Raw genomic sequence first — 18,285 nt, 5'->3', positions numbered from 1 at the left:
CGGGCGGTCAGGACAGCTCGACCTCGCCGTCGCCGGCCTGGCCGCCCTTCTTCCAGCCGTCCGCCTCGACGTCGTTGACCCAGGTCGCGCCGCTGTAGCCGACGCGCCGCAGCTGGTACTTCTCCGCGTACGCCACCGACCAGGACGCCACCAGCCAGCCCCGCTTCTTCGTCGTGATCGCCGGATCGCCGAGCGCCCTGGCCAGCTGCTTGCGCGCCTCAGCGGTCCTGGCCCGCGGCGCGGGCGTCTGCTTGGGCGGCGGATACCAGCAGTGGACGGACCTGGGCACCCGGCCGGTGAAGGCGGCGGCCAGGATCTTGGCGTCCTGCTCGTGCTGCGCGTACGCGTAGCCGCCCGCCGACCGCTGCACCTCCTGGGCCGCCTCGGCCAGCGGCAGCTTGCGGTAGTTCTTGACCTTCACCAGGGCGGCGAAGAACTTGTTGCTGGCGTAGACCGGGTCCATCAGCTGCTTCTTGCGCCCCCAGCCCTGCGACTCGCGCTGCTGGAACACGCCCACCGAGTCGCGGTCGCCCCAGGAGAGGTTGCGCAGCTTCGACTCCTGCAACGCGGTGCCGTACGCGATGACGACGGCCCGCTCGGGCAGGCGGCGGCGGGCCGCGACCGCGGCGATGGTCGCGGAGACCTGCGCCTGCTCCGGATCGAGGGTCAGGACGCCCTCGGGGGTGCGCACCATGCAGTAGGCCTCCGGGAGGACCAGCGGCGTCGCTCGCTTGAGCAGGAGGTAGAGCCCCACGGAGACGCCGACGGCGAGCACCACGACGATGATCGCGATGGTGATGACTCCACGGGAGAAGCGCAGGCGCACCCTGAAGAACCTACCCGGCCGGATAAGCTCCGTGGCCATGAGTCACGTGATGTCCCCGGTGGTGGACGAGCTGTGGGAACGACGCGCGGAGCTGTCCCCGGCCGACGTGGAGGCCCGCATCCAGGTCGTCGGCGCCGTCGACCTGCTGGACAAGGGTGAGGCGAGGGTCGCCCGCCTGGTCGGCGGCGAGGTCGTGGTGGACGAGCGGGCCAAGCGCGCGATCCTGCTCGCCTTCCGGCTGCTGGGCATGGCACGTTCCCAGGTGGGCGACTTCCAGCACCACGACAGGGTGCCGCTCAAGACCTCCTTCGAGGGGGTGCGGGTGGTGCCGGGCGCCATCGCGCGCTGGGGCTCGTACTTGGCGCCGGGGGTGGTGCTGATGCCGTCGTTCACGAACATCGGCGCGTACGTGGACTCGGGCACCATGGTCGACACGTGGGCCACGGTGGGCTCATGCGCCCAGATCGGAAAGAACGTGCACCTGTCCGGCGGAGTGGGCATCGGCGGCGTCCTGGAGCCACCGGGCGCGGTGCCGGTCGTCGTGGAGGACGACGCGTTCATCGGCAGCCGCTCGATGATCGTCGAGGGTGCGCGGGTGGGCCGGGGCGCGGTGATCGGGGCGGGCACGATCCTGTCCGGCACGATCCCCGTGATCGACGTCCAGACGGGCGAGGAGCTGGCCAGGGGCAGGGTGCCCGACTGGTGCGTGGCGGTCGGCGGCACGCGGCAGAAGGAGTTCCCCGGCGGCACGTTCGGGCTGCCGTGCGTGCTGGTGATCAAGCGTCTGGAGCCGGAACAGCGGCACGACAAGGCGGCACTCAACGAGGTGCTGCGCGAACATGGAGTGAACACCTGATGCTGGACCTGACACAGGACGTACGCGCGCTGACCGCCGTGATCGTGGACATCGAGTCGGTGAGCGGCGACGAGAAGGCCCTGGCCGACGCGGTCGAGCGGGCGCTGTCCGCGCTGCCGCACCTGAAGGTCGACCGCTCCGGCGAGACGATCGTGGCCCGCACCGACCTCGGCCGGGCCGAGCGGGTGCTGATCGCGGGCCACCTCGACACGGTCCCGGTCGCGGCCAACCTGCCCAGCCGGGTGGAGGGCGACCTGCTCTACGGCTGCGGCACCTCCGACATGAAGGCGGGCGTGGCGGTCGCGCTGAAGCTGGCGGCCACCGTCCCGGCCCCCAACCGCGACGTGACGTACGTCTTCTACGACTGCGAGGAGATCGAGGCCGAGCGCAACGGCCTGACCAGGGTCGCCAGGGACCACCCCGAGTGGCTGGCGGCCGACTTCGCGGTGCTGATGGAGCCGACCGACGGCGTGATCGAGGGCGGCTGCCAGGGCACCCTGCGCGCCGACGTCACCGTGACCGGCAAGCGGGCCCACAGCGCGAGGTCGTGGTTCGGGGTCAACGCCGTCCACGGCATCGAGCCGGTGCTGGCCAGGCTCAACGCCTACGAGGCGCGGCTGCCGGTGGTCGACGGGCTGGAGTACCACGAGGGGCTCAACGCGGTCGCGGTGCGCGGCGGCGTGGCCGGCAACGTCATCCCCGACGAGTGCGTGGTCAGCGTCAACTACCGGTTCGCCCCCGACCTGACGGTCGAGCAGGCCGAGCAGCACGTGCGCGAGGTGTTCGAGGGCTACGAGGTGAGCTTCCTCGACGCGGCGCCCGGGGCGAGGCCCGGCCTGACGCATCCCGTGGCCGCCGCCTTCGCCGCCGCGGTCGGCGGCACCCCGCGCGCCAAGCTGGGCTGGACGGACGTCTCCCGCTTCTCCGCGCTCGGCGTCCCGGCCGTGAACTACGGCCCCGGCGACCCCAACCTGGCGCACCAGCAGGGCGAGTACGTGTCGCTGCCGAAGATCACGGAGAGCGAGCGGGCCCTGCTCAACTGGCTGACAAAATGAAAGTGGCTTTCCTCGCCGGCCATTTGGCGGGGAAAGCCACTTTCAGTCCCGAGCAGCACCCTCGGCAGTTAGACGCAGGGGGGTCGAAATTCGGTTCCCTGCTTTTCCCAAGATTTTTTCGGCGCCTTCATCTGGCCTTCGACCTGGGCGTTCATCCTCGAAGTGTCCGCTTCGGCGGGCGCGGCCGGGGTCGGGAACGGCGCCGCGGGCCGGTACGGAGAGGACTAGCGTGACCACCATGGAACAGAAGCAACGAGCCGAACGCCGTCAGGGGCAGGCGGTCGTGCGCGGGAGTCTCGTCCCCAGCTCCACCCACGACCAGCGGCTGCTCGACCGGCAGGGGCCGTCCGACTGGGTGCACATGGACCCGTGGCGGGTGCTGCGCATCCAGGCCGAGTTCGTGGAGGGGTTCGGCCAGCTCGCCGAGCTGCCCGCGGCGATCACGGTCTTCGGATCGGCCCGCACCCCCGAGGGCACCCCCGAATACCAGATGGGCCGGCGGCTCGGCCGGGCGCTGGCCGAGTCCGGCTACGCGGTGATCACGGGCGGCGGCCCCGGCGTCATGGAGGCGGCCAACCGGGGCGCCTCCGAGGTCGAGGGCGCGGTCTCGGTCGGGCTCGGCATCGAGCTGCCGTTCGAGCAGCGCATGAACGACTACGTCGACCTCGGCATCGAGTTCCGCTACTTCTTCGTGCGCAAGACGATGTTCGTCAAGTACTCGCGCGGCTTCATCGCCCTTCCCGGCGGCTTCGGCACGCTCGACGAGCTCTTCGAGGCGCTGACGCTGGTCCAGACCCACAAGGTCACCTCGTTCCCGGTCGTGCTGATGGGCTCGGAGTTCTGGGGCGGCCTGCTCGACTGGATCAAGAACACCCTGCTCGGCACCGGCAAGATCGCCGCCCAGGACCTCGATCTGATCTCCGTCACCGACGACCCCGACGAGGCCGTGCGGATCATCGCCGACTCCGACCGGGCCCGCTCCCGCCAGCGGGAGGAGGAGCTGGAGGCCGCCGCCGCCCAGACCGCGGAGCCCCAATAGGCTGTCGGCCCGTGAACATCTGCGTCTTCTGCGCCTCCAGCCTCCGCATCGACAGGAAGTACGTCGACCTGGCCGAAGAGGTGGGCGCCGAGCTCGCCAGGCGTGGTCACACGCTGGTGAGCGGCGGCGCCACGGTCTCGTGCATGGGCGCGGTCACCTCCGCCGCCCGCGCCGCCGGCGGGTTCACGGTCGGCGTGATCCCGCAGGTGCTGGTGGACATCGAGGTGGCCGACACCGACTCCGACGAGCTGATCGTCACCGACGGCATGCGCGAGCGCAAGGCCGTCATGGACGCCCGCTCCGACGCCTTCCTCGTGCTGCCCGGCGGCATCGGCACCCTGGAGGAGCTGTTCGAGATCTGGACGGCGCGGGTGCTCGGCATCCACGACCGCCCGCTGGTGATCCTCGACCCGTGGGGCCTGTACCAGCCGCTGCGGCAGCTCGTCTCCGGCATGCACGCCGAGGGCTTCACCCGGGCCGACGTCTTCGACGCGATCTCCTGGACGACCACGGTCGAGGAGGCGTTCGCCCATCTCGAAGCGCGTCCGCAGCCGGTCCGTCCGAGCGTCGCCGAGCTGGGTGAGGCCACCGGCTGAGCAGCCTGCCCCGGATTGCCCGCACTTGTGGTAGATCGCTGAACGTGCTCGTCCATATGAGTACGATGCCAATGTGCTGGTCATACTCGCCATCGCCGCGATCGCCATCCTGGCCTGCGTGGTCCTGGTCTCCCTCGGCAGAGGCGGGGAGCTGACCGAGTTCCCGCCGGACGTCCCGCCGCTCGACCTGCCCGAGGCCGGACCGCTCACGGCGGTCGACTTCATGGCGCTGCAACTGCCGGTCAACCTGGTCGGCTACCACACGCAGAGCGTCGACGAGACCCTGCGCCGGGCCGCCCAGGCCATCAGCGCCCGCGACACCAGGATCGCCGTCCTGGAGCAGCGGGTGTCGGAGCTGCTGTCCAGCCGGCTGCACGCGCGCCAGGAGATCTACGCCACGCCCGGGGCCGGGCTGCGCACCGACCACGAGCCCGAGGCGCCCGCCGCGCCCAGGGAGCTGCCGGAGTCCGGCGACCCGGTCACGTCGAGCGGCGCGACGGTGGAGTGGGCGGGCGAGCCGGAGCTGCGCGACCCGTCGGAGGAGCCGGACTGGCGCCTCCCGGAGCAGGCCGAGCCCAAGACCGACGACCCCGAGAACGACGAGCCCGAGCAGGACGAGCTCGAGAAGGACGACGACGACTCCGTGCGCACGACTCCGGGCAAAGAGGACAAGGACAAGGACGAGCGCCCGTGACCGAACTCATCCGGTGCACCTGGCCGGGCATGGGCGACCCGCTGTACATCACCTACCACGACGAGGAGTGGGGCCGCCCGGTCAAGGGCGACGACGAGGTCTTCGAACGCGTGGCGCTGGAGGCGTTCCAGTCGGGCCTGTCGTGGCTGACGATCCTGCGCAAGCGGGAGAACTTCCGCGCCGCCTTCGACGGCTTCTCGACCGTCAAGGTGGCCGCCTACACCGAGCGCGACGTCGAACGGCTGCTCGGCGACGCCGGGATCGTCCGCAACCGGGCCAAGATCGAGGCAGTCATCGGCAACGCCAGGGCCGCGCTCGACCTGCCCGAGGGCCTGTCGGAGCTGGTGTGGCGGTTCGCCGACCCCGACGCGCCGGTGCCCCGGACGATGGCCGACGTGCCCGCCATCACCCCCGGCTCCAAGGCCCTGGCCAAGGAGCTGCGCAAGCACGGCTTCAGGTTCGTCGGCCCGACCACCGCGTACGCGCTGATGCAGGCGATCGGGCTGGTCAACGACCACATCGAGGGCTGCCTGGCCCGCTGAGCGGCCCTGAGCACCGGCCGGTCAGCGGCCTCTGAACACCGGCCGCTCCTTGGCCAGGAAGGCGCGGGTGGCGTCCTGGTGGTCGTCGGTGGCCACGCACGCGTCCTGCAGGTCGGCCTCCAGCGCGAGCGAGTCGGCCAGCGAGTGCGTGGCGGAGTGGGCCAGCGCGCGCTTGGTGGCGGCGTAGGCCGTGGTCGGCCCGGCGGCCAGGCGTACGGCCAGCTCGTGAGCGGTCTTCGGCAGGTCGTCGGCGGGCACCACCCGCGTGACCAGCCCCAGGTCGAGCGCGGCGGAGGCGTCGAGCGGCTCGCCGAGCAGCAGCAGCTCGGTCGCGCGGCCCCGGCCGACCAGGCGCTGCAACGTCCAGGACGCGCCGGAGTCGGGGGCCAGCCCGATGCCCGCGAACGCCAGCGCGAACTTGGCCTTGTCGGAGGCGACGCGCAGGTCGCAGGCGAAGGCCAGGGCCGCGCCCGCGCCCGCCGCGACGCCGTTGACCGCCGCCACGACCGGCTTGGGCATGGTGGCGATCAGCTCGACGATCGGGTTGTAGTGCTCGCGCACGGTGTCGGCCAGCCCGCGGCCCGCGGCCAGGTTGGCGGCGTGCTCGCGCAGGTCCTGGCCCGCGCAGAAGGCCCGGCCGGAGCCGGTGAGCAGCACCGCCCTGACCTCGGGGTCGGCCGCCGCCCTGCCGACCGCCGCCAGCAGCGCGGCCTTGACCTCGGCCGTGAGCGAGTTCATCGACTCCGGCCGGTCGAGGGTGACGGTGGCGACGGCGTCGGCCATGTCGTAACGGATCACATGAGCTCCCTGTCGACGAACGCGGCGGCTGCGGGCAGCAGCCTGGTGGCCTCCTGCTCGAAGAACGTGCGGGCCTTCTCGCCCGGCCAGCCCGCGGGCAGCAGCTCGGCCGGCAGCCCGGGGTCGCGGAACAGGAAGTTGCGCCAACCGTGCACCAGTCTGCTCCTGGTGGCGAACACCCGGTCGGGCGGGGCGTCCTCGGGCAGGGTGCTGATCAGCGTGACAGCTTCGGCGTGCCAGTGCTCGTACGCCTCGCCGATGGCCGCCAGGTCCCAGGCCCGCGCCACCAGCTCGCGCGGGTCGCCCTCCAGCGCCGCGTCGAACCGGTCGGCGCGCACGCCCTCGCCGTCCAGCAGGTTGTCCAGCTCGATGGAGGAGCGCGGCCCGATCCACGTCGTCTCCGACAGGCAGGCGTAGCCGAGGAAGGTCAGGTCGGCCCTGATCCGTTCCCGGCGCTGGCGCTCCCTGACCGGCTCGATGACGATCACGTGCCAGCGGCCGTGCCAGGCGAGTGTCCCTGATCGGTAAATTCTCAGCGCTGCCTCATCCAGGCGCCTGACACATTTCGGCGTGAGCCCGTAGCCGGCTCCCTGGGGCAGCCGCAGCGGGCGCAACCAGCCCTGCCGGACCATCCGCGAGACCGCCGTGCGGACGGCCGGAGCGGCGATTTCCAGGGGGTTCATGAGCCGTACGAGCGCGGCCACGGTCGCCTGCCCACCGCGCGAACGCAGGTGGTCTCCGTACAGGTCGAAGAGAGCGGCGCGAGCGTGCACGAAGTCCAGTTTGGACGCCATCGCCTGGCTCGACAACGCATTCTGGGAGGAGATCGTTACCCATGAGGGCTCTCGATGCGGGAGAATAGGACATCACAGAAGACGTGAATGCGCCGACCACCCCCTCGGGCGGTCGGAAATCGCGGGCCGCGGGAGCCCAAGGCAGGAAGGGATGCACGCATGGCGGCGATGAAGCCGCGGACCGGCGATGGTCCGCTCGAGGTCACCAAGGAAGGGCGCGGCATAGTCATGCGGGTCCCTCTCGAAGGTGGCGGCCGGCTCGTCGTGGAGATCTCCGCCGACGAGGCAAAGGCGCTCGGCGAGGCGTTGAAGAACGTCGTCGGCTGAGCGCTCCCGAGACAACCTGATCCTCCGACCCTGGCGTAAGTCCGGCGCCAGGGTCGCTGACGTTTGGAGGGTTCCGTGCCCATCGAGACCACCGTCTCCGCGGTCGCCGAGGTTCCTGAGGGCGCCGAGCTGCTGGCCGTGCCCTACGCCGCCGACCTGCGTCCCGCTGTCGAGCCGTACGTCGAGCTGCACCTTCCGGTCGCCGACCTGCTGGCCCACTACGAGGCCAAGGGCGAGGCGGGCGAGATCGTCGAGGTCCCGGTGGCGCGGGCGGGTGGAATCGGGCGCGTGCTCCTGTACGGAGTCGGCGACGGCTCGCCGCGGGCGTTGCGCAGGGCCGGCGCGGCGCTGGCGCGCAAGGTCAAGGGCCGCGACACGCTGACCGTGGTGCCGCCCGAGGGCGACGTCGCGGCGTTCGCCGAGGCCGCGCTGCTGGCCGGATACACCTTCAAGATCGGCAAAGAGGCCCGGAAGGGCGTGCGGGCGATCGAGTTCGCCGGCGCCGACGCGGAGCCGCTGCGCCGGGCCGAGGTCGTGGCGGAGGCCGTCGCGCTGGCCCGTGACCTGGCCAACATGCCCTCCTCGGTCAAGCATCCCGCCTGGCTCGCCGAGCGCGCCGCCGAGCAGGGCCTGCCGGTGCGGGTGTGGGACGAGGAGCAGCTCCAGGCCGAGGGGTTCGGCGGCATCCTGGCCGTCGGGCGCGGCTCGGTCCGGCCGCCCCGGCTGATCCAGCTCTCCTACGTCCCCGAGCAGCCGGCCGAGCGGCACGTCGTGCTGGTGGGCAAGGGCATCACGTTCGACTCGGGCGGCCTGTCGCTCAAGCCGACCGAGAACATGAAGACCCAGAAGACCGACATGGCGGGCGGCGCGGTGGTGATCGCCGTGCTGGCCGCGCTGGCCCGGCTGGGCGCCCCCGTACGCGTGACGGGCCTGATCGCCGCCGCCGAGAACATGCCGTCCGGCACCGCCCAGCGTCCCAGCGACGTCATCAGGCACTACGGCGGCCGCACGGTCGAGGTGCTGAACACCGACGCCGAGGGCCGGCTCGTGCTGGCCGACGCGCTGGCCTACGCCGACGCCGAGCTCGACCCCGACGCGGTCGTGGACATCGCCACCCTCACCGGGGCCATCTCCGTGGCGCTCGGCCGCAACGTCGGCGCCGTCTACGCCTCCGACGAAGACCTGGCCGCCCAGCTGCTGGCCGCCGGTCAGGCCAGCGACGACCGGCTCTGGCGCATGCCGCTGATCGACGACTACGCCCCGGCCCTGGAGTCGTCGATCGCCGACCTGGCCAACGTCGAGAGCGGCTCCCGCTACGGCGCCGGGTCCATCACGGCGGCGCTGTTCCTGCGGGAGTTCGCGGGCAAGCGCCCGTGGGCGCACCTCGACATCGCCGGGGTCGGCCGCAGCACGGTCGACGAGGGCACCCTGACCAAGGGCGCGACCGGGTTCGGCGTGCGCGTGCTGCTGGAGTGGCTGACCCGGGGCTGACCCGGGCGGCTCGGGCTAGTCGGCGATCTTCACGGCGGCCAGCAGGCCGTCGCCCAGGGGCATGAGCACCGACCGCAGCCGGTCGTCCCCCTGCACCAGCTTGCCCAGCTCGCGCAGCGAGACCGTGTCGGGGTCGCGCTGCGTGGGGTCGGCCACCCGGTCGTGCCACAGGGCGTTGTCGAAGGCCACCACGCCGCCGACGCGCAGCAGGCGCACCGCCTCGGCCAGGTAGTCGACGTACTCCTGCTTGGCGCCGTCGGCGAAGACCATGTCGTAGCCGCCGTCGGAGAGCCGGGGCAGCACGTCGAGCGCCCGGCCCGAGATCAGCCGCACCCGCCCGCCGGAGAAGCCCGCCTCCGCGAACGCCTGCCGGGCCAGCCGCTGGTGCTCGGGCTCGACGTCGACGCTGGTCAGCGTGCCGTCGCCGCGCATGCCGCGCAGCAGCCACAACCCCGAGACGCCGCAGCCGGTGCCGATCTCGACGACCGACTTGGCGTTGACGACGGTGGCGAGGAAGCAGAGCGCCGCCCCGCCCCCGGGAAGGATGGGCACCGCACCCATCTCCAGCCCGCGCTGACGCGCCGCGTGCAGGATCTCATCCTCGTGATGGAACTGCTCCGCATAGGCCAGAGTGGCCTCCACCGGACTGGTCATCGGCCTCCTCCCCCCACTTTCGTGCGATTGGTCACCGATCGCAGCCTAGGGGAGTCACGCCTGCACGGGAACTCAGGACGGTCCGAAGGCGTTGCAGGTTTAAACGGGCTTTGCCGGTCCGGAAGGCAGGCAGTGCGCACGAAGGGACGAAACCAGGCACTATGACGGTAGCGGTGGTCCCAGAGAGAGGAGTGCTGGTGGACGAAAGCGACCACCAGGCGGATACTCCCGTGTCGTCTGATTGGACGCCTCCCACATGGGAGGAAGTGGTGCGGACTCACTCCGCACGCGTGTACCGGCTGGCGTACCGGCTTACCGGCAATGTCCACGATGCCGAAGACCTCACGCAGGAGGTCTTCGTCAGGGTCTTCAGGTCGCTGTCGAGCTACACCCCCGGCACGTTCGAGGGCTGGCTGCACCGGATCACGACGAACCTGTTCCTCGACATGGCGCGGCGCAAGCAGCGCATCCGGTTCGAGGGGCTGGCCGACGACGCCGCCGAGCGGCTGCGCGGCCGTGAGCCGTCGCCGGCGCAGGCGTTCGACGACGCCCACCTGGAGCCCGATATCCAAGCCGCCCTCGACGCGCTCGCCCCCGAGTTCCGGGCCGCGATCGTGCTGTGTGACATCGAGGGCCTGTCCTACGAGGAGATCGCGGCCACGCTCGGCGTCAAGCTGGGTACGGTCCGAAGCCGTATTCACCGTGGCCGGGCGCAGTTGCGGGAGGCGCTCGACCATCGAGCCCCCCGTACTACCCAACTCCCCCCGACCGTGATCAGTGGGGAGGAAGTCTGATATGGCTCATCTAGGAGAACGCGTTTCGGCGCTCGTCGACGGAGAGCTGAACCACACCGAGCGCGATCGCGCGCTCGCCCACCTGACCTTCTGTGCTGACTGCCGGCGGGAGGTCGAGTCGATGCGGGCGCTGAAGTCGCGCCTGCGCTCGCTCGACGGCCCGGCGATGCCGGCCGATCTGACCATGTCGCTGCTGCGCATGGCGGAGCCGGGCGGGCCGCTGCCGCCGAGGGAGCGCCCTTTTCCTACCCGTACGTTCGGGGGGGTGCCCATTCCTGGGCCCCACAGCATCGCGCCCCTGGACAACCGCCCGCGCCGGGACGCCACCGCTGGGGCCTCGGGCCCTGGGCGGGGCGGTAGGCGACGCGGGGCCTACGTCGCGGTGGGCGTGGTGTCCGCCGCCGTCGCACTCGGCACCTTCTTCGCGGTCTCGGGCACAGGGCCCCAGACCTCGCCGCCGCCGGTCGAGCTCTGGCGGGTCCAGCACTCACCGGCCACCAGCGCGCCGCCCACCGCCACGCCTTGAACCGGGGGCTCGCCTGGGATACTCGGGTGGCGTAGTCGACGATGCCAGGGGCATACGATCTGGGTTCGGGATTTGTCGCAAACAAAGCCTTTTATGACCCTCGTATGCCGCCAGAGCAAAGATTGCGGTGGCCGAGCAAGGAGTGGTGAGACGTAGATGACCGACGAGACGCGCCCGGGCGAAGGACGCACGACGTCGGACTTCCCCGAGCCACAGGGGCGGCCGGAGTTCCTGCCCGCCGACGAGCCGGGCGAGCAGGCGGACCGCCGGTCCGACCCGCCCGCCTCGTTCGGCGCGTCCTGGGGCGACCCGTCGGGCCGCCCCGACACCCCGGGCGTGTCACCGTACGAGCCGCCGGGCCGTTCCGACAGTCCGGCGTCGGCCTACGAGCCGCCGAGTCGTTCGGAGAGCCCGGCGTCGCCGTACGAGCCGCCGGGCCGTTCCGATAGCGTGCCGCCGCAGGACGGGGGCACGCGGGCGTACGAGGGCCCGTCGTTCGAGAGCCCCGCCGGGCCGCGGGGGTTCGAGAGCCCGTTCGAGAGCCCTGGCGGCACGCGGGCCTACGACACCCCGTCCTTCGGGCCGGCGGAGACCGGGCCGCGGCCGATGCAGCCGCCGCCCTTCATGGGCGCGTACGGCGGCAACCACCCGCCGCCGCCGCGGCAGGCCCTGGGCATGGGCCCGGGGTGGGCGCCGCCGCCGCAGGGCGGGCCCGGCGCGGGCGCGCTGCCCAGGCGCGGACTCAACGCCGGCGCGCTGATCGCGATCGCCGTGGTCATCGCGCTGGTGGCCTCCGTGCTCGGCAGCCTCGGCACGTACCTGCTGACCAGGTCGGGCAGCAGCGGCACCGACCCGTCCTACAGCCTCGGCCCGGCCCCGACGGGCGCGACCAACAGGGCACCCGACTCGGTGGCCGGCGTGGCCGCGCGGGTCCTGCCCAGCGTGGTCTCGCTGGAGGTCGGCAACGGCACCAACACCGAGGGCGCCTCCGGCTCCGGATTCCTGATCAAGAACGGCTACGTGGTGACCAACAACCACGTGGTCGCCATGGCCGCCAAGGGCGGCGAGATCAAGATCATGTTCAACAACCGCAAGACCACCGCGGGCCGCATCGTCGGCCGCGACCCGGGCTCCGACCTGGCCGTGGTCAAGCCCGAGGAGACCTTCGGCACGCCGGAGATCACCCTCGGCAACTCCGACCAGGTCGTGGTGGGCGACCCGGTGATCGCCATCGGCTCGCCGCTCGGCCTCAGCGGCACGGTCACCACGGGCATCGTGAGCTCGCTCAACCGTCCGGTCATCGCCGGCGACGAGACGGGCGCCGCCACCGAGGAGCCCGCCTACATCAGCGCCATCCAGACCGACGCCGCCATCAACCCCGGCAACTCCGGCGGCCCGCTGGTCAACGGCCGGGGCGAGGTGGTCGGGGTGAACTCGGCCATCGCCACCCTCAGCCGTTCGGTGAACAGCCAGAGCGGCAGCATCGGCCTGGGCTTCGCGATCCCGGTGAACCAGACGCGGCGGGTGGCCGAGGAGCTGATCACCACGGGCAAGGCCAAGCGTCCCAAGATCGGCATCGTGCTGGACAAGGACTACAAGGGCCAGGGCGTGCGCATCGCCTCCGAGCCCGCCGAGGGCCGCCAGCCGGTCGACGCCAACGGTCCCGCCGACAAGGCCGGGCTGAAGGCGGGCGACGTCATCCTGGAGGTCGACGGGCTGGCGCTGCAGGACGGCAACGAGCTGATCGCCCTGATCCGCAGCAAGGCGCCGGGCGCCAAGATCACCATCAAGTACCAGCGCGCCGGAGCGGAACGCACCGCCACCCTCACCGTCGTCGCCGACGATCAGCCGGCTCCCACCCCGTCCTGAGTGATATGACCCATGGGGGACGGTTCAGCCACGGACTGGAGCCTTTAGTCTGTGGAGAGGATTGTGGACTGCGGGTAGGAGCGTACGGTGTTCGGACTCGGGTGGATGGAGGTCGGAGCGCTGATCGTCATCGCGCTCCTGGTCTTCGGTCCTGACAAGTTGCCGCAGGCCGCCTCGCAGGCGGGCAAGACGCTGCGCAACCTGCGGCGCATGGCCAACAACGCGCGCGACGACCTGCGGGCGGGCCTCGGGCCGGAGTTCCAGAACTTCGACCCCGCCGACCTCAACCCGAAGAACTTCGTCCGCAAGCACCTCCTCGACGAGCTGGAGGACGACTGGAACGGCCGGCCCAAAGACCTGGAGCCGGCCGCCGTCGCGTCCTACGACGCCGCTGAGCCGCCGTCGGAGCTCGCCTATGGCGAGCTGCCCCCCTACGACTCCGAGGCCACCTGACGCACCCTGCAGACGCGCGACGGGCCCGCCCAGCTTCCGCTGGGCGGGCCCGTCTTCGTATGAGCGGGTCAGGAACGGTTGGGCGCGAGGCCGAGCTGCATGCCCTTGATGCTGGAGGAGCGCTTGCTCAGACCGGCGGCGATCTTCCGCAGCTCCGCGGCGGCGGGCGAGTCGGGGTCGGTCAGCACCAGCGGCTTGCCCTCGTCGCCGCCCTCGCGCAGGCGCAGGTCGATCGGCACCTGGCCGAGCAGCGGGACGCGGGCGCCCAGCGTGCGGGTCAGGGCGTCGGCGACGGTCTGGCCGCCGCCCTCGCCGAACACGGCCACGCGCTCGTCGCAGTGGGGGCAGGGCAGCCAGGACATGTTCTCGATGACGCCGGCGATCTGCTGGTGGGTCTGGGCGGCGATCGAGCCGGCCCGCTCGGCCACCTCGGCGGCGGCCTGCTGGGGCGTGGTCACGACCAGGATCTCCGCCGACGGGAGCCGCTGCGCCACCGAGATGGCGATGTCGCCGGTGCCCGGCGGCAGGTCGAGCAGCAGGACGTCGAGGTCGCCCCAGTAGACGTCGGCCAGGAACTGGTGGAGCGCCCGGTCGAGCATCGGGCCGCGCCACACGACCGGCGAGTTGCCCTCGGGCTTGAACATGCCGACGGAGATGACCTTGATGTCGTGCGCCGACGGCGGCATGATCATGTCCTCGACCTTGGTGGGACGCTCGGCGGCGCCCAGCATGCGAGGAATGCTGTGACCGTAGATGTCGGCGTCGACGATGCCGACCTTGAGGCCGTTGGACGCCATCGCGGCGGCCAGGTTGACCGTGACCGACGACTTGCCCACGCCGCCCTTGCCGCTCGCGACGGCGAAGACGCGGGTGAGCGAGCCGGGCTGGTTGAAGGGGATCTCCTTCTCCGGGCCCCGGTCGCCCCGCAGCTTGGTCTGCAGGGTCTTGCGCTGCTCGGCGCTCATGACGTCGAGCTCGATCTGGACGTCCGTCACGCCGCCGACCTTGCCGACCGCCGTCTTCACGTCGCGGGTGATGGTGTCCTTCATCGGACAGCCTGACACGGTGAGGTAGACGCCCACCCGGACCGCGCCGTCGGGGGCGATCTCGATGTTCTTGACCATGTCGAGGTCCGTGATCGGGCGACGGATCTCGGGGTCGATGACGGTGGCGAGGGCGGCCGTCACCTGTTCCTGGGTTGGTGCCATCGAAGTCTCGGCACGAGGGAGTGCCGTCCCTCCTTAGTCGGTCTATGTGTGACAGGCGCTGAAAGCCAGTGAGAAATGCCCCTCCATGGTATGAACCAGGGGCGCCGCTCAGTTAATCCGCGCTGTTAGGTGTCTGTGCAACAACGTCTAAGGTTACTGCGTGACTCTGCTGCGCGACGAGGGGCTCACCGCCGAGGAACTGGCGGTCTGGCGGATGTTGCAGCGGGCCCAGGTGCGCATCGCCCGCCGCCTGGAGGCCGAGCTGCTGGTGGCCCACGACCTGCCGCTGGCCTCGTACGAGGTGCTGGCGCAGCTCGCCGAGGCGCCGGGGCGGCGGCTGCGCATGAACGACCTGGCCGATCGCGTGCTGCTCTCGCGCAGCGGGCTGACCAGGCTGATCGACCGGTTGCAGCGCCACGGGCTGGTCGGGCGGGAGGCGTGCTCCGACGACGCCCGCGGGCTGTTCGCGGTGCTGACCGAGCCGGGCGCCGCGCGGCTGGCCGAGGCCACGCCGACGTACCTGCGCGGGGTCAAGAACCAGTTCCTCGACCTGCTGGACGCGGGCGACCTCGGCGAGGTGCGGGCGCTGCTGGCCAGGCTCGACGTCACTGACGTTTGTTGAGCTCCTCCAGCAGCCGGCCGAGCTCGGCGCGCAGGTAGTCGCGGGTGGCGACCTCGTTGAGCGCCAGGCGCAGGCCGGCGATCTCGCGGGTGAGGTACTCGATCTCGGCCTGGTTGCGGTCGGCGGCCTCGCGGTCCTGCTCGTACTGGATGCGGTCGCGGTCGTCCTGGCGGTTCTGGGCGAGCAGGATGAGCGGCGCGGCGTAGCTGGCCTGGAGCGACAACATCAGCGTGAGGAAGATGAACGGGTACGGGTCCCACTTGAGCGCCGGGGGAGCGGCGATGTTCCAGATCACCCAGATCGCCACGAACACCGTCATGTAGACGATGAAGCGGGCCGTGCCGAGGAAGCGGGCGATGCGCTCCGAGAGGCGGCCGAACGCCTCGGGGTCGTAGTGCGGGCGCAGCGATCGGCGCAGCGCCCGCGGCTGGTCGAGCCGGTCAGTGGTCACGGTGGTCCCCCTCGCGCCAGTCGTCGGGAAGCAGGTGGTCGAGGACGTCATCGACGGTCACCGCGCCGACCAGCCTGCCCAGCTCGTCCACGACCGGGGCGGCGACCAGGTTGTAGTTGGCCAGGAAGGCGTGGACCTGGCGCAGGGTGAAGTCGGGCCTGATCGGGTCGAGCGAGGGGTCGAGCACGCGGCCCAGCAGCGTCGAGGGCGGCTCGCGCAGCAGCCGCTGGAAGTGCGAGACCCCCAGGTACGTGCCGGTCGGCGTCTCGGTGGGCGGCCTGGTCACGTAGACCTGGGCGGCGACGGCGGGCGGCAGGTCCTGCTGGCGGATGTGGGCCAGCGCCTCGGCCACCGTCGCGTTGGGCGGCAGAACGACCGGCTCGCTGGTCATCACGCCGCCCGCGGTGTCGTCGGCGTAGGTCAGCAGCCGCCGCACCGGGGCCGCCTCGCCGGGCTCCATGAGCGCCAGCAGCCTGGCCGCCTGGTCCTCGGGCAGGTCGTGCAGCAGGTCGGCGGCGTCGTCGGGGCTCATCTCCTCCAGGACGTCGGCGGCCCGCTCGGGTTCGAGGGTGCCGAGGATGCCGATCTGGTCGTCGGGCGGCAGCTCCTCCAGCACGTCGGCCAGGCGGTCGTCGGCGAGCTCGCGGGCGATCTCGATGCGCCGCTTGCTGGGCAGCTCGTGCAGGGCGCTGGCCATGTCGGCGGCGCGCAGCGACTCGAACGCGGCGATCAGCCCGGCCGCGCCCTGGTCCTTCTGCAGGGTGTCGAAGCCGGACACCTCGGTCCAGTCGACCGTCCTGGGCTCGCGCCGGCGGCCCTTGAAGAGCGCGACCTTGGTGATCTCCCACCGGGACGGCAGGGTCTCCTCCATGGCGACGTCGTAGACGGTCATGGGCTCGTCGCCGACGCGCACGGACAGGTCGAGCACCTCGCCGATGACCAGGGTCTCCGAGGCGCGCTGCTCGAACCTGCGCATGTTCAGCCGCCCGGTGAAGACGACCGCGCCCGCCTCGATGCGGCGCACGCGGGTGATCGGGAGGAACACCCGGCGGCGCGGCTGCACCTCGACGACCATGCCGTGCACCTGGGGGTTGCCGGTGATGCGCAGGCCCACGACCACGTCGCGGACCCGGCCGATCTGATCGCCCGTGGGGTCGAAGACGGGGGTCCCCGCCAGCCGGGCCACGAAGATCTTCACGTGGGCCAGGCTAACAGTGAGACGCCGTTGCGCCCCGGTTGCCTGGCATGTCAGTATCAAACGCATTTAACGCTGATTACTGGGCACTAGGGGTACACCATGAGGCTGGCGGGGCTCGCACTGGCATTCGTGTCGTCGTGTTGTTTCGCGTTCTCCGGGCCGATGGCCAAGTACCTCATCACCGCCGGGCTGGCGCCGGTCGAGGCCGTCTGGACCCGGATGGCGGGCGCCGGGCTGCTGCTGGTCGCGGTGCTGGCGGTGGTCAAGCCGCGGGCCCTGCGCATCCCGCGGGCCCGGCTGCCGTTCCTCGGGCTCTACACCGTGATGGCCGTCGCGGGCGTGCAGTCGCTCTACTTCGTCGCCATCACCCGGCTGCCGGTGGGGATCGCGCTGCTGCTGGAGTTCATGGCGCCGGTGATGGTGGTGGCCTGGGTCAGGCTCGTCCGCAAGGTACGCCTGGCCGGGGCCGCGTACGTCGGCGCGGTGATCGCGTTCGTCGGCCTGGCGATCGTCGTCGAGGCGTGGCAGGGCATGCGCCTGGACGCGGTCGGCCTGCTCCTCGGCCTGCTGGCCGGGGCGTGCTGCGCCGGTTACTTCCTGATGGGCGACAGCATGGGCCCCGACATCGACCTGCTCGGCCTGGTCGCGTGGGGCATGGTCGGCTCGGCCGTCGTGCTCGTCCCCTTCGCGCAGCCCTGGGACATCCCCTGGGAGGCTTTCACGGTCTCCGTCGCCCCGCAGGGCGGCACGACGCTGCCGGTGCTGGGGGCGTACCTGTGGCTGGTGCTGGTGGCGACCGCGCTGGCGTACATCCTCAGCATGAACATGGTGCGGCGGCTGTCGGCGGCGGTGGGGGCGACGGTCGCCTCGCTGGAGGTCATCGGCGGCGCGGTGGTCGCGTGGGCGCTGGTCGGCGAGACGCTGGGGGTGTTCCAGATCGTCGGCGGGCTGATCGTGCTCGGCGGCGCGCTGCTCGCCCAGACCGCCACCTCGGGCGGCGAACCGGCCCCCGCCCCGGACCGGCCGGCCGAGATCACCGCCCAGGTGTGAGCCCGGCCGCCGCGGGCCTGGCGCGGCCGAGGGTCAGCGGTCCGGCGTGAGGCGCAGGACGGTCGAGTCGCGGGCCCAGCGCTCGGTCAGGTGCTCGCTGTCGGGGGCGTTGAGCCGCTCCTTGGCCAGCACCGCCACGGCGTCGGCCGCCGCGGCCTGGTCGACGACCGAGACCGCCGCGTCGAACTCCACCAGCCGCGCGCCGTTGTCCTTGCTGCGGAGGGTCACGCGCACCCGGTCGAGCGCGCCGAGCCCCGGCAGGTCCTGCTCGCCGCCGCCGGTCACGAGGTAGATGGCGCCGTCGTGCCAGGCGTGCCAGGCCAGGCGCGGGCGGTCGAGGGCGAGCCAGAGGATGCCGGACTTCTTGGCGCCCTCCTCGATGGCCGCGATGTCGTCGCTCACGATCAGACTGTAACCCCCGAACCGCTCGGGGCCCGCGCGC

General features: G+C 71.7%; 22 protein-coding genes. 14 read left to right on the top strand and 8 right to left on the bottom strand.

Annotation, left to right across the window (positions count from 1 at the left end; all coding sequences use genetic code 11):
• Window positions 1-7 precede the first annotated feature (7 nt).
• The gene (locus ACIBK9_RS23960; protein WP_397161198.1) at window positions 8-865 is read right to left on the bottom strand and encodes a hypothetical protein; all 858 of its coding nucleotides are present in this window, start codon (window positions 863-865) and stop codon (window positions 8-10) included.
• Between ACIBK9_RS23960 and ACIBK9_RS23955 the strand changes: the two genes are divergently transcribed.
• The 6 genes from ACIBK9_RS23955 (at window position 864) to ACIBK9_RS23930 (ending at window position 5,608) form a co-directional block, all read left to right on the top strand.
• Entirely contained in the window at window positions 864-1,682 is an 819-nt protein-coding gene (locus ACIBK9_RS23955) for a 2,3,4,5-tetrahydropyridine-2,6-dicarboxylate N-succinyltransferase (protein ID WP_352325370.1), read from the top strand. The two genes, ACIBK9_RS23960 and ACIBK9_RS23955, sit on opposite strands and share 2 nt — an antisense overlap.
• Window positions 1,682-2,737 (top strand): succinyl-diaminopimelate desuccinylase, encoded by a 1,056-nt coding sequence (dapE, locus tag ACIBK9_RS23950; protein WP_397161196.1) that lies wholly within the window; start codon window positions 1,682-1,684, stop codon window positions 2,735-2,737. Before ACIBK9_RS23955 ends, dapE begins: the two co-directional genes overlap by 1 nt.
• Window positions 2,738-2,975: 238 nt before the next feature.
• Window positions 2,976-3,776 (top strand): TIGR00730 family Rossman fold protein, encoded by an 801-nt coding sequence (locus ACIBK9_RS23945; RefSeq protein WP_352352877.1) that lies wholly within the window; start codon window positions 2,976-2,978, stop codon window positions 3,774-3,776.
• An 11-nt stretch (window positions 3,777-3,787) separates the two neighbouring features.
• The gene (locus ACIBK9_RS23940; RefSeq protein WP_397161193.1) at window positions 3,788-4,372 is read left to right on the top strand and encodes a TIGR00730 family Rossman fold protein; all 585 of its coding nucleotides are present in this window, start codon (window positions 3,788-3,790) and stop codon (window positions 4,370-4,372) included.
• 73 nt (window positions 4,373-4,445) lie between these two features.
• Window positions 4,446-5,066 (top strand): hypothetical protein, encoded by a 621-nt coding sequence (locus ACIBK9_RS23935; protein WP_397161191.1) that lies wholly within the window; start codon window positions 4,446-4,448, stop codon window positions 5,064-5,066.
• On the top strand, window positions 5,063-5,608 hold the full coding sequence (locus ACIBK9_RS23930) for a DNA-3-methyladenine glycosylase I (RefSeq protein ID WP_357974337.1): 546 nt from the start codon (window positions 5,063-5,065) through the stop codon (window positions 5,606-5,608). The genes ACIBK9_RS23935 and ACIBK9_RS23930 overlap by 4 nt, the downstream gene beginning before the upstream one ends.
• A gap of 21 nt (window positions 5,609-5,629) precedes the next feature.
• On the opposite strand, the gene ACIBK9_RS23925 is transcribed toward ACIBK9_RS23930, so the two are convergent.
• Window positions 5,630-6,391: an enoyl-CoA hydratase-related protein gene (locus ACIBK9_RS23925; RefSeq protein WP_358294613.1), complete on the bottom strand. Its 762-nt coding sequence runs from the start codon at window positions 6,389-6,391 to the stop codon at window positions 5,630-5,632.
• An 11-nt stretch (window positions 6,392-6,402) separates the two neighbouring features.
• Window positions 6,403-7,200 carry a PaaX family transcriptional regulator C-terminal domain-containing protein gene (locus ACIBK9_RS23920; RefSeq protein ID WP_387677288.1) on the bottom strand — a complete coding sequence of 266 codons (798 nt, stop codon included), beginning with the start codon at window positions 7,198-7,200 and terminating at the stop codon, window positions 6,403-6,405.
• Between the two features lie 159 nt (window positions 7,201-7,359).
• Between ACIBK9_RS23920 and ACIBK9_RS23915 the strand changes: the two genes are divergently transcribed.
• Both ACIBK9_RS23915 and ACIBK9_RS23910 read left to right on the top strand, forming a co-directional pair.
• Window positions 7,360-7,527 carry a DUF3117 domain-containing protein gene (locus tag ACIBK9_RS23915; protein WP_020545024.1) on the top strand — a complete coding sequence of 56 codons (168 nt, stop codon included), beginning with the start codon at window positions 7,360-7,362 and terminating at the stop codon, window positions 7,525-7,527.
• Between the two features lie 75 nt (window positions 7,528-7,602).
• Window positions 7,603-9,018, top strand: coding sequence for a leucyl aminopeptidase (locus ACIBK9_RS23910; protein ID WP_397161189.1), 1,416 nt, complete (start codon window positions 7,603-7,605; stop codon window positions 9,016-9,018).
• A gap of 15 nt (window positions 9,019-9,033) precedes the next feature.
• Here the strand turns inward: ACIBK9_RS23910 and ACIBK9_RS23905 are convergent, their stop codons facing one another.
• Complete coding sequence (locus tag ACIBK9_RS23905) at window positions 9,034-9,672, bottom strand: O-methyltransferase (protein WP_352325381.1); 639 nt, start codon at window positions 9,670-9,672, stop codon at window positions 9,034-9,036.
• Between the two features lie 161 nt (window positions 9,673-9,833).
• Between ACIBK9_RS23905 and sigE the strand changes: the two genes are divergently transcribed.
• The 4 genes from sigE to ACIBK9_RS23885 all read left to right on the top strand — a co-directional run bounded on the left by sigE (window position 9,834) and on the right by ACIBK9_RS23885 (window position 13,314).
• On the top strand, window positions 9,834-10,466 hold the full coding sequence (gene sigE, locus ACIBK9_RS23900; protein ID WP_352325382.1) for an RNA polymerase sigma factor SigE: 633 nt from the start codon (window positions 9,834-9,836) through the stop codon (window positions 10,464-10,466).
• 1 nt (window position 10,467) lies between these two features.
• On the top strand, window positions 10,468-10,992 hold the full coding sequence (locus ACIBK9_RS23895; RefSeq protein ID WP_352325383.1) for an anti-sigma factor: 525 nt from the start codon (window positions 10,468-10,470) through the stop codon (window positions 10,990-10,992).
• Window positions 10,993-11,148: 156 nt separating this feature from the next.
• Window positions 11,149-12,861 carry a trypsin-like peptidase domain-containing protein gene (locus tag ACIBK9_RS23890; protein ID WP_397161186.1) on the top strand — a complete coding sequence of 571 codons (1,713 nt, stop codon included), beginning with the start codon at window positions 11,149-11,151 and terminating at the stop codon, window positions 12,859-12,861.
• Window positions 12,862-12,948: 87 nt separating this feature from the next.
• The gene (locus ACIBK9_RS23885; RefSeq protein WP_358294385.1) at window positions 12,949-13,314 is read left to right on the top strand and encodes a sec-independent translocase; all 366 of its coding nucleotides are present in this window, start codon (window positions 12,949-12,951) and stop codon (window positions 13,312-13,314) included.
• Window positions 13,315-13,382: 68 nt separating this feature from the next.
• On the opposite strand, the gene ACIBK9_RS23880 is transcribed toward ACIBK9_RS23885, so the two are convergent.
• Entirely contained in the window at window positions 13,383-14,522 is a 1,140-nt protein-coding gene (locus ACIBK9_RS23880) for an Mrp/NBP35 family ATP-binding protein (protein ID WP_397161184.1), read from the bottom strand.
• 160 nt (window positions 14,523-14,682) lie between these two features.
• On the opposite strand from ACIBK9_RS23880, the gene ACIBK9_RS23875 reads away from it, so the two are divergent.
• On the top strand, window positions 14,683-15,144 hold the full coding sequence (locus ACIBK9_RS23875; protein WP_397161182.1) for a MarR family winged helix-turn-helix transcriptional regulator: 462 nt from the start codon (window positions 14,683-14,685) through the stop codon (window positions 15,142-15,144).
• Here ACIBK9_RS23875 and ACIBK9_RS23870 read toward each other — a convergent pair.
• On the bottom strand, window positions 15,128-15,595 hold the full coding sequence (locus ACIBK9_RS23870; protein ID WP_387677298.1) for a DUF1003 domain-containing protein: 468 nt from the start codon (window positions 15,593-15,595) through the stop codon (window positions 15,128-15,130). The two genes, ACIBK9_RS23875 and ACIBK9_RS23870, sit on opposite strands and share 17 nt — an antisense overlap.
• Window positions 15,585-16,793, bottom strand: a complete 1,209-nt coding sequence (locus tag ACIBK9_RS23865; RefSeq protein WP_387677300.1) for a magnesium transporter MgtE N-terminal domain-containing protein — start codon at window positions 16,791-16,793, stop codon at window positions 15,585-15,587. Before ACIBK9_RS23865 ends, ACIBK9_RS23870 begins: the two co-directional genes overlap by 11 nt.
• Window positions 16,794-16,892: 99 nt before the next feature.
• On the opposite strand from ACIBK9_RS23865, the gene ACIBK9_RS23860 reads away from it, so the two are divergent.
• Window positions 16,893-17,843 carry an EamA family transporter gene (locus tag ACIBK9_RS23860; RefSeq protein ID WP_397161179.1) on the top strand — a complete coding sequence of 317 codons (951 nt, stop codon included), beginning with the start codon at window positions 16,893-16,895 and terminating at the stop codon, window positions 17,841-17,843.
• Window positions 17,844-17,876: 33 nt separating this feature from the next.
• Here ACIBK9_RS23860 and ACIBK9_RS23855 read toward each other — a convergent pair whose 3' ends face one another.
• Window positions 17,877-18,245, bottom strand: a complete 369-nt coding sequence (locus ACIBK9_RS23855) for a hypothetical protein (protein ID WP_387677305.1) — start codon at window positions 18,243-18,245, stop codon at window positions 17,877-17,879.
• Window positions 18,246-18,285 lie beyond the last annotated feature (40 nt).

The organism is Nonomuraea sp. NPDC050227 (assembly GCF_044459705.1).
Taxonomy (GTDB): domain Bacteria; phylum Actinomycetota; class Actinomycetes; order Streptosporangiales; family Streptosporangiaceae; genus Nonomuraea.
Note: the sequence above shows the minus strand (reverse complement) of the source record. Positions and strands in the feature narration are given on the sequence as shown.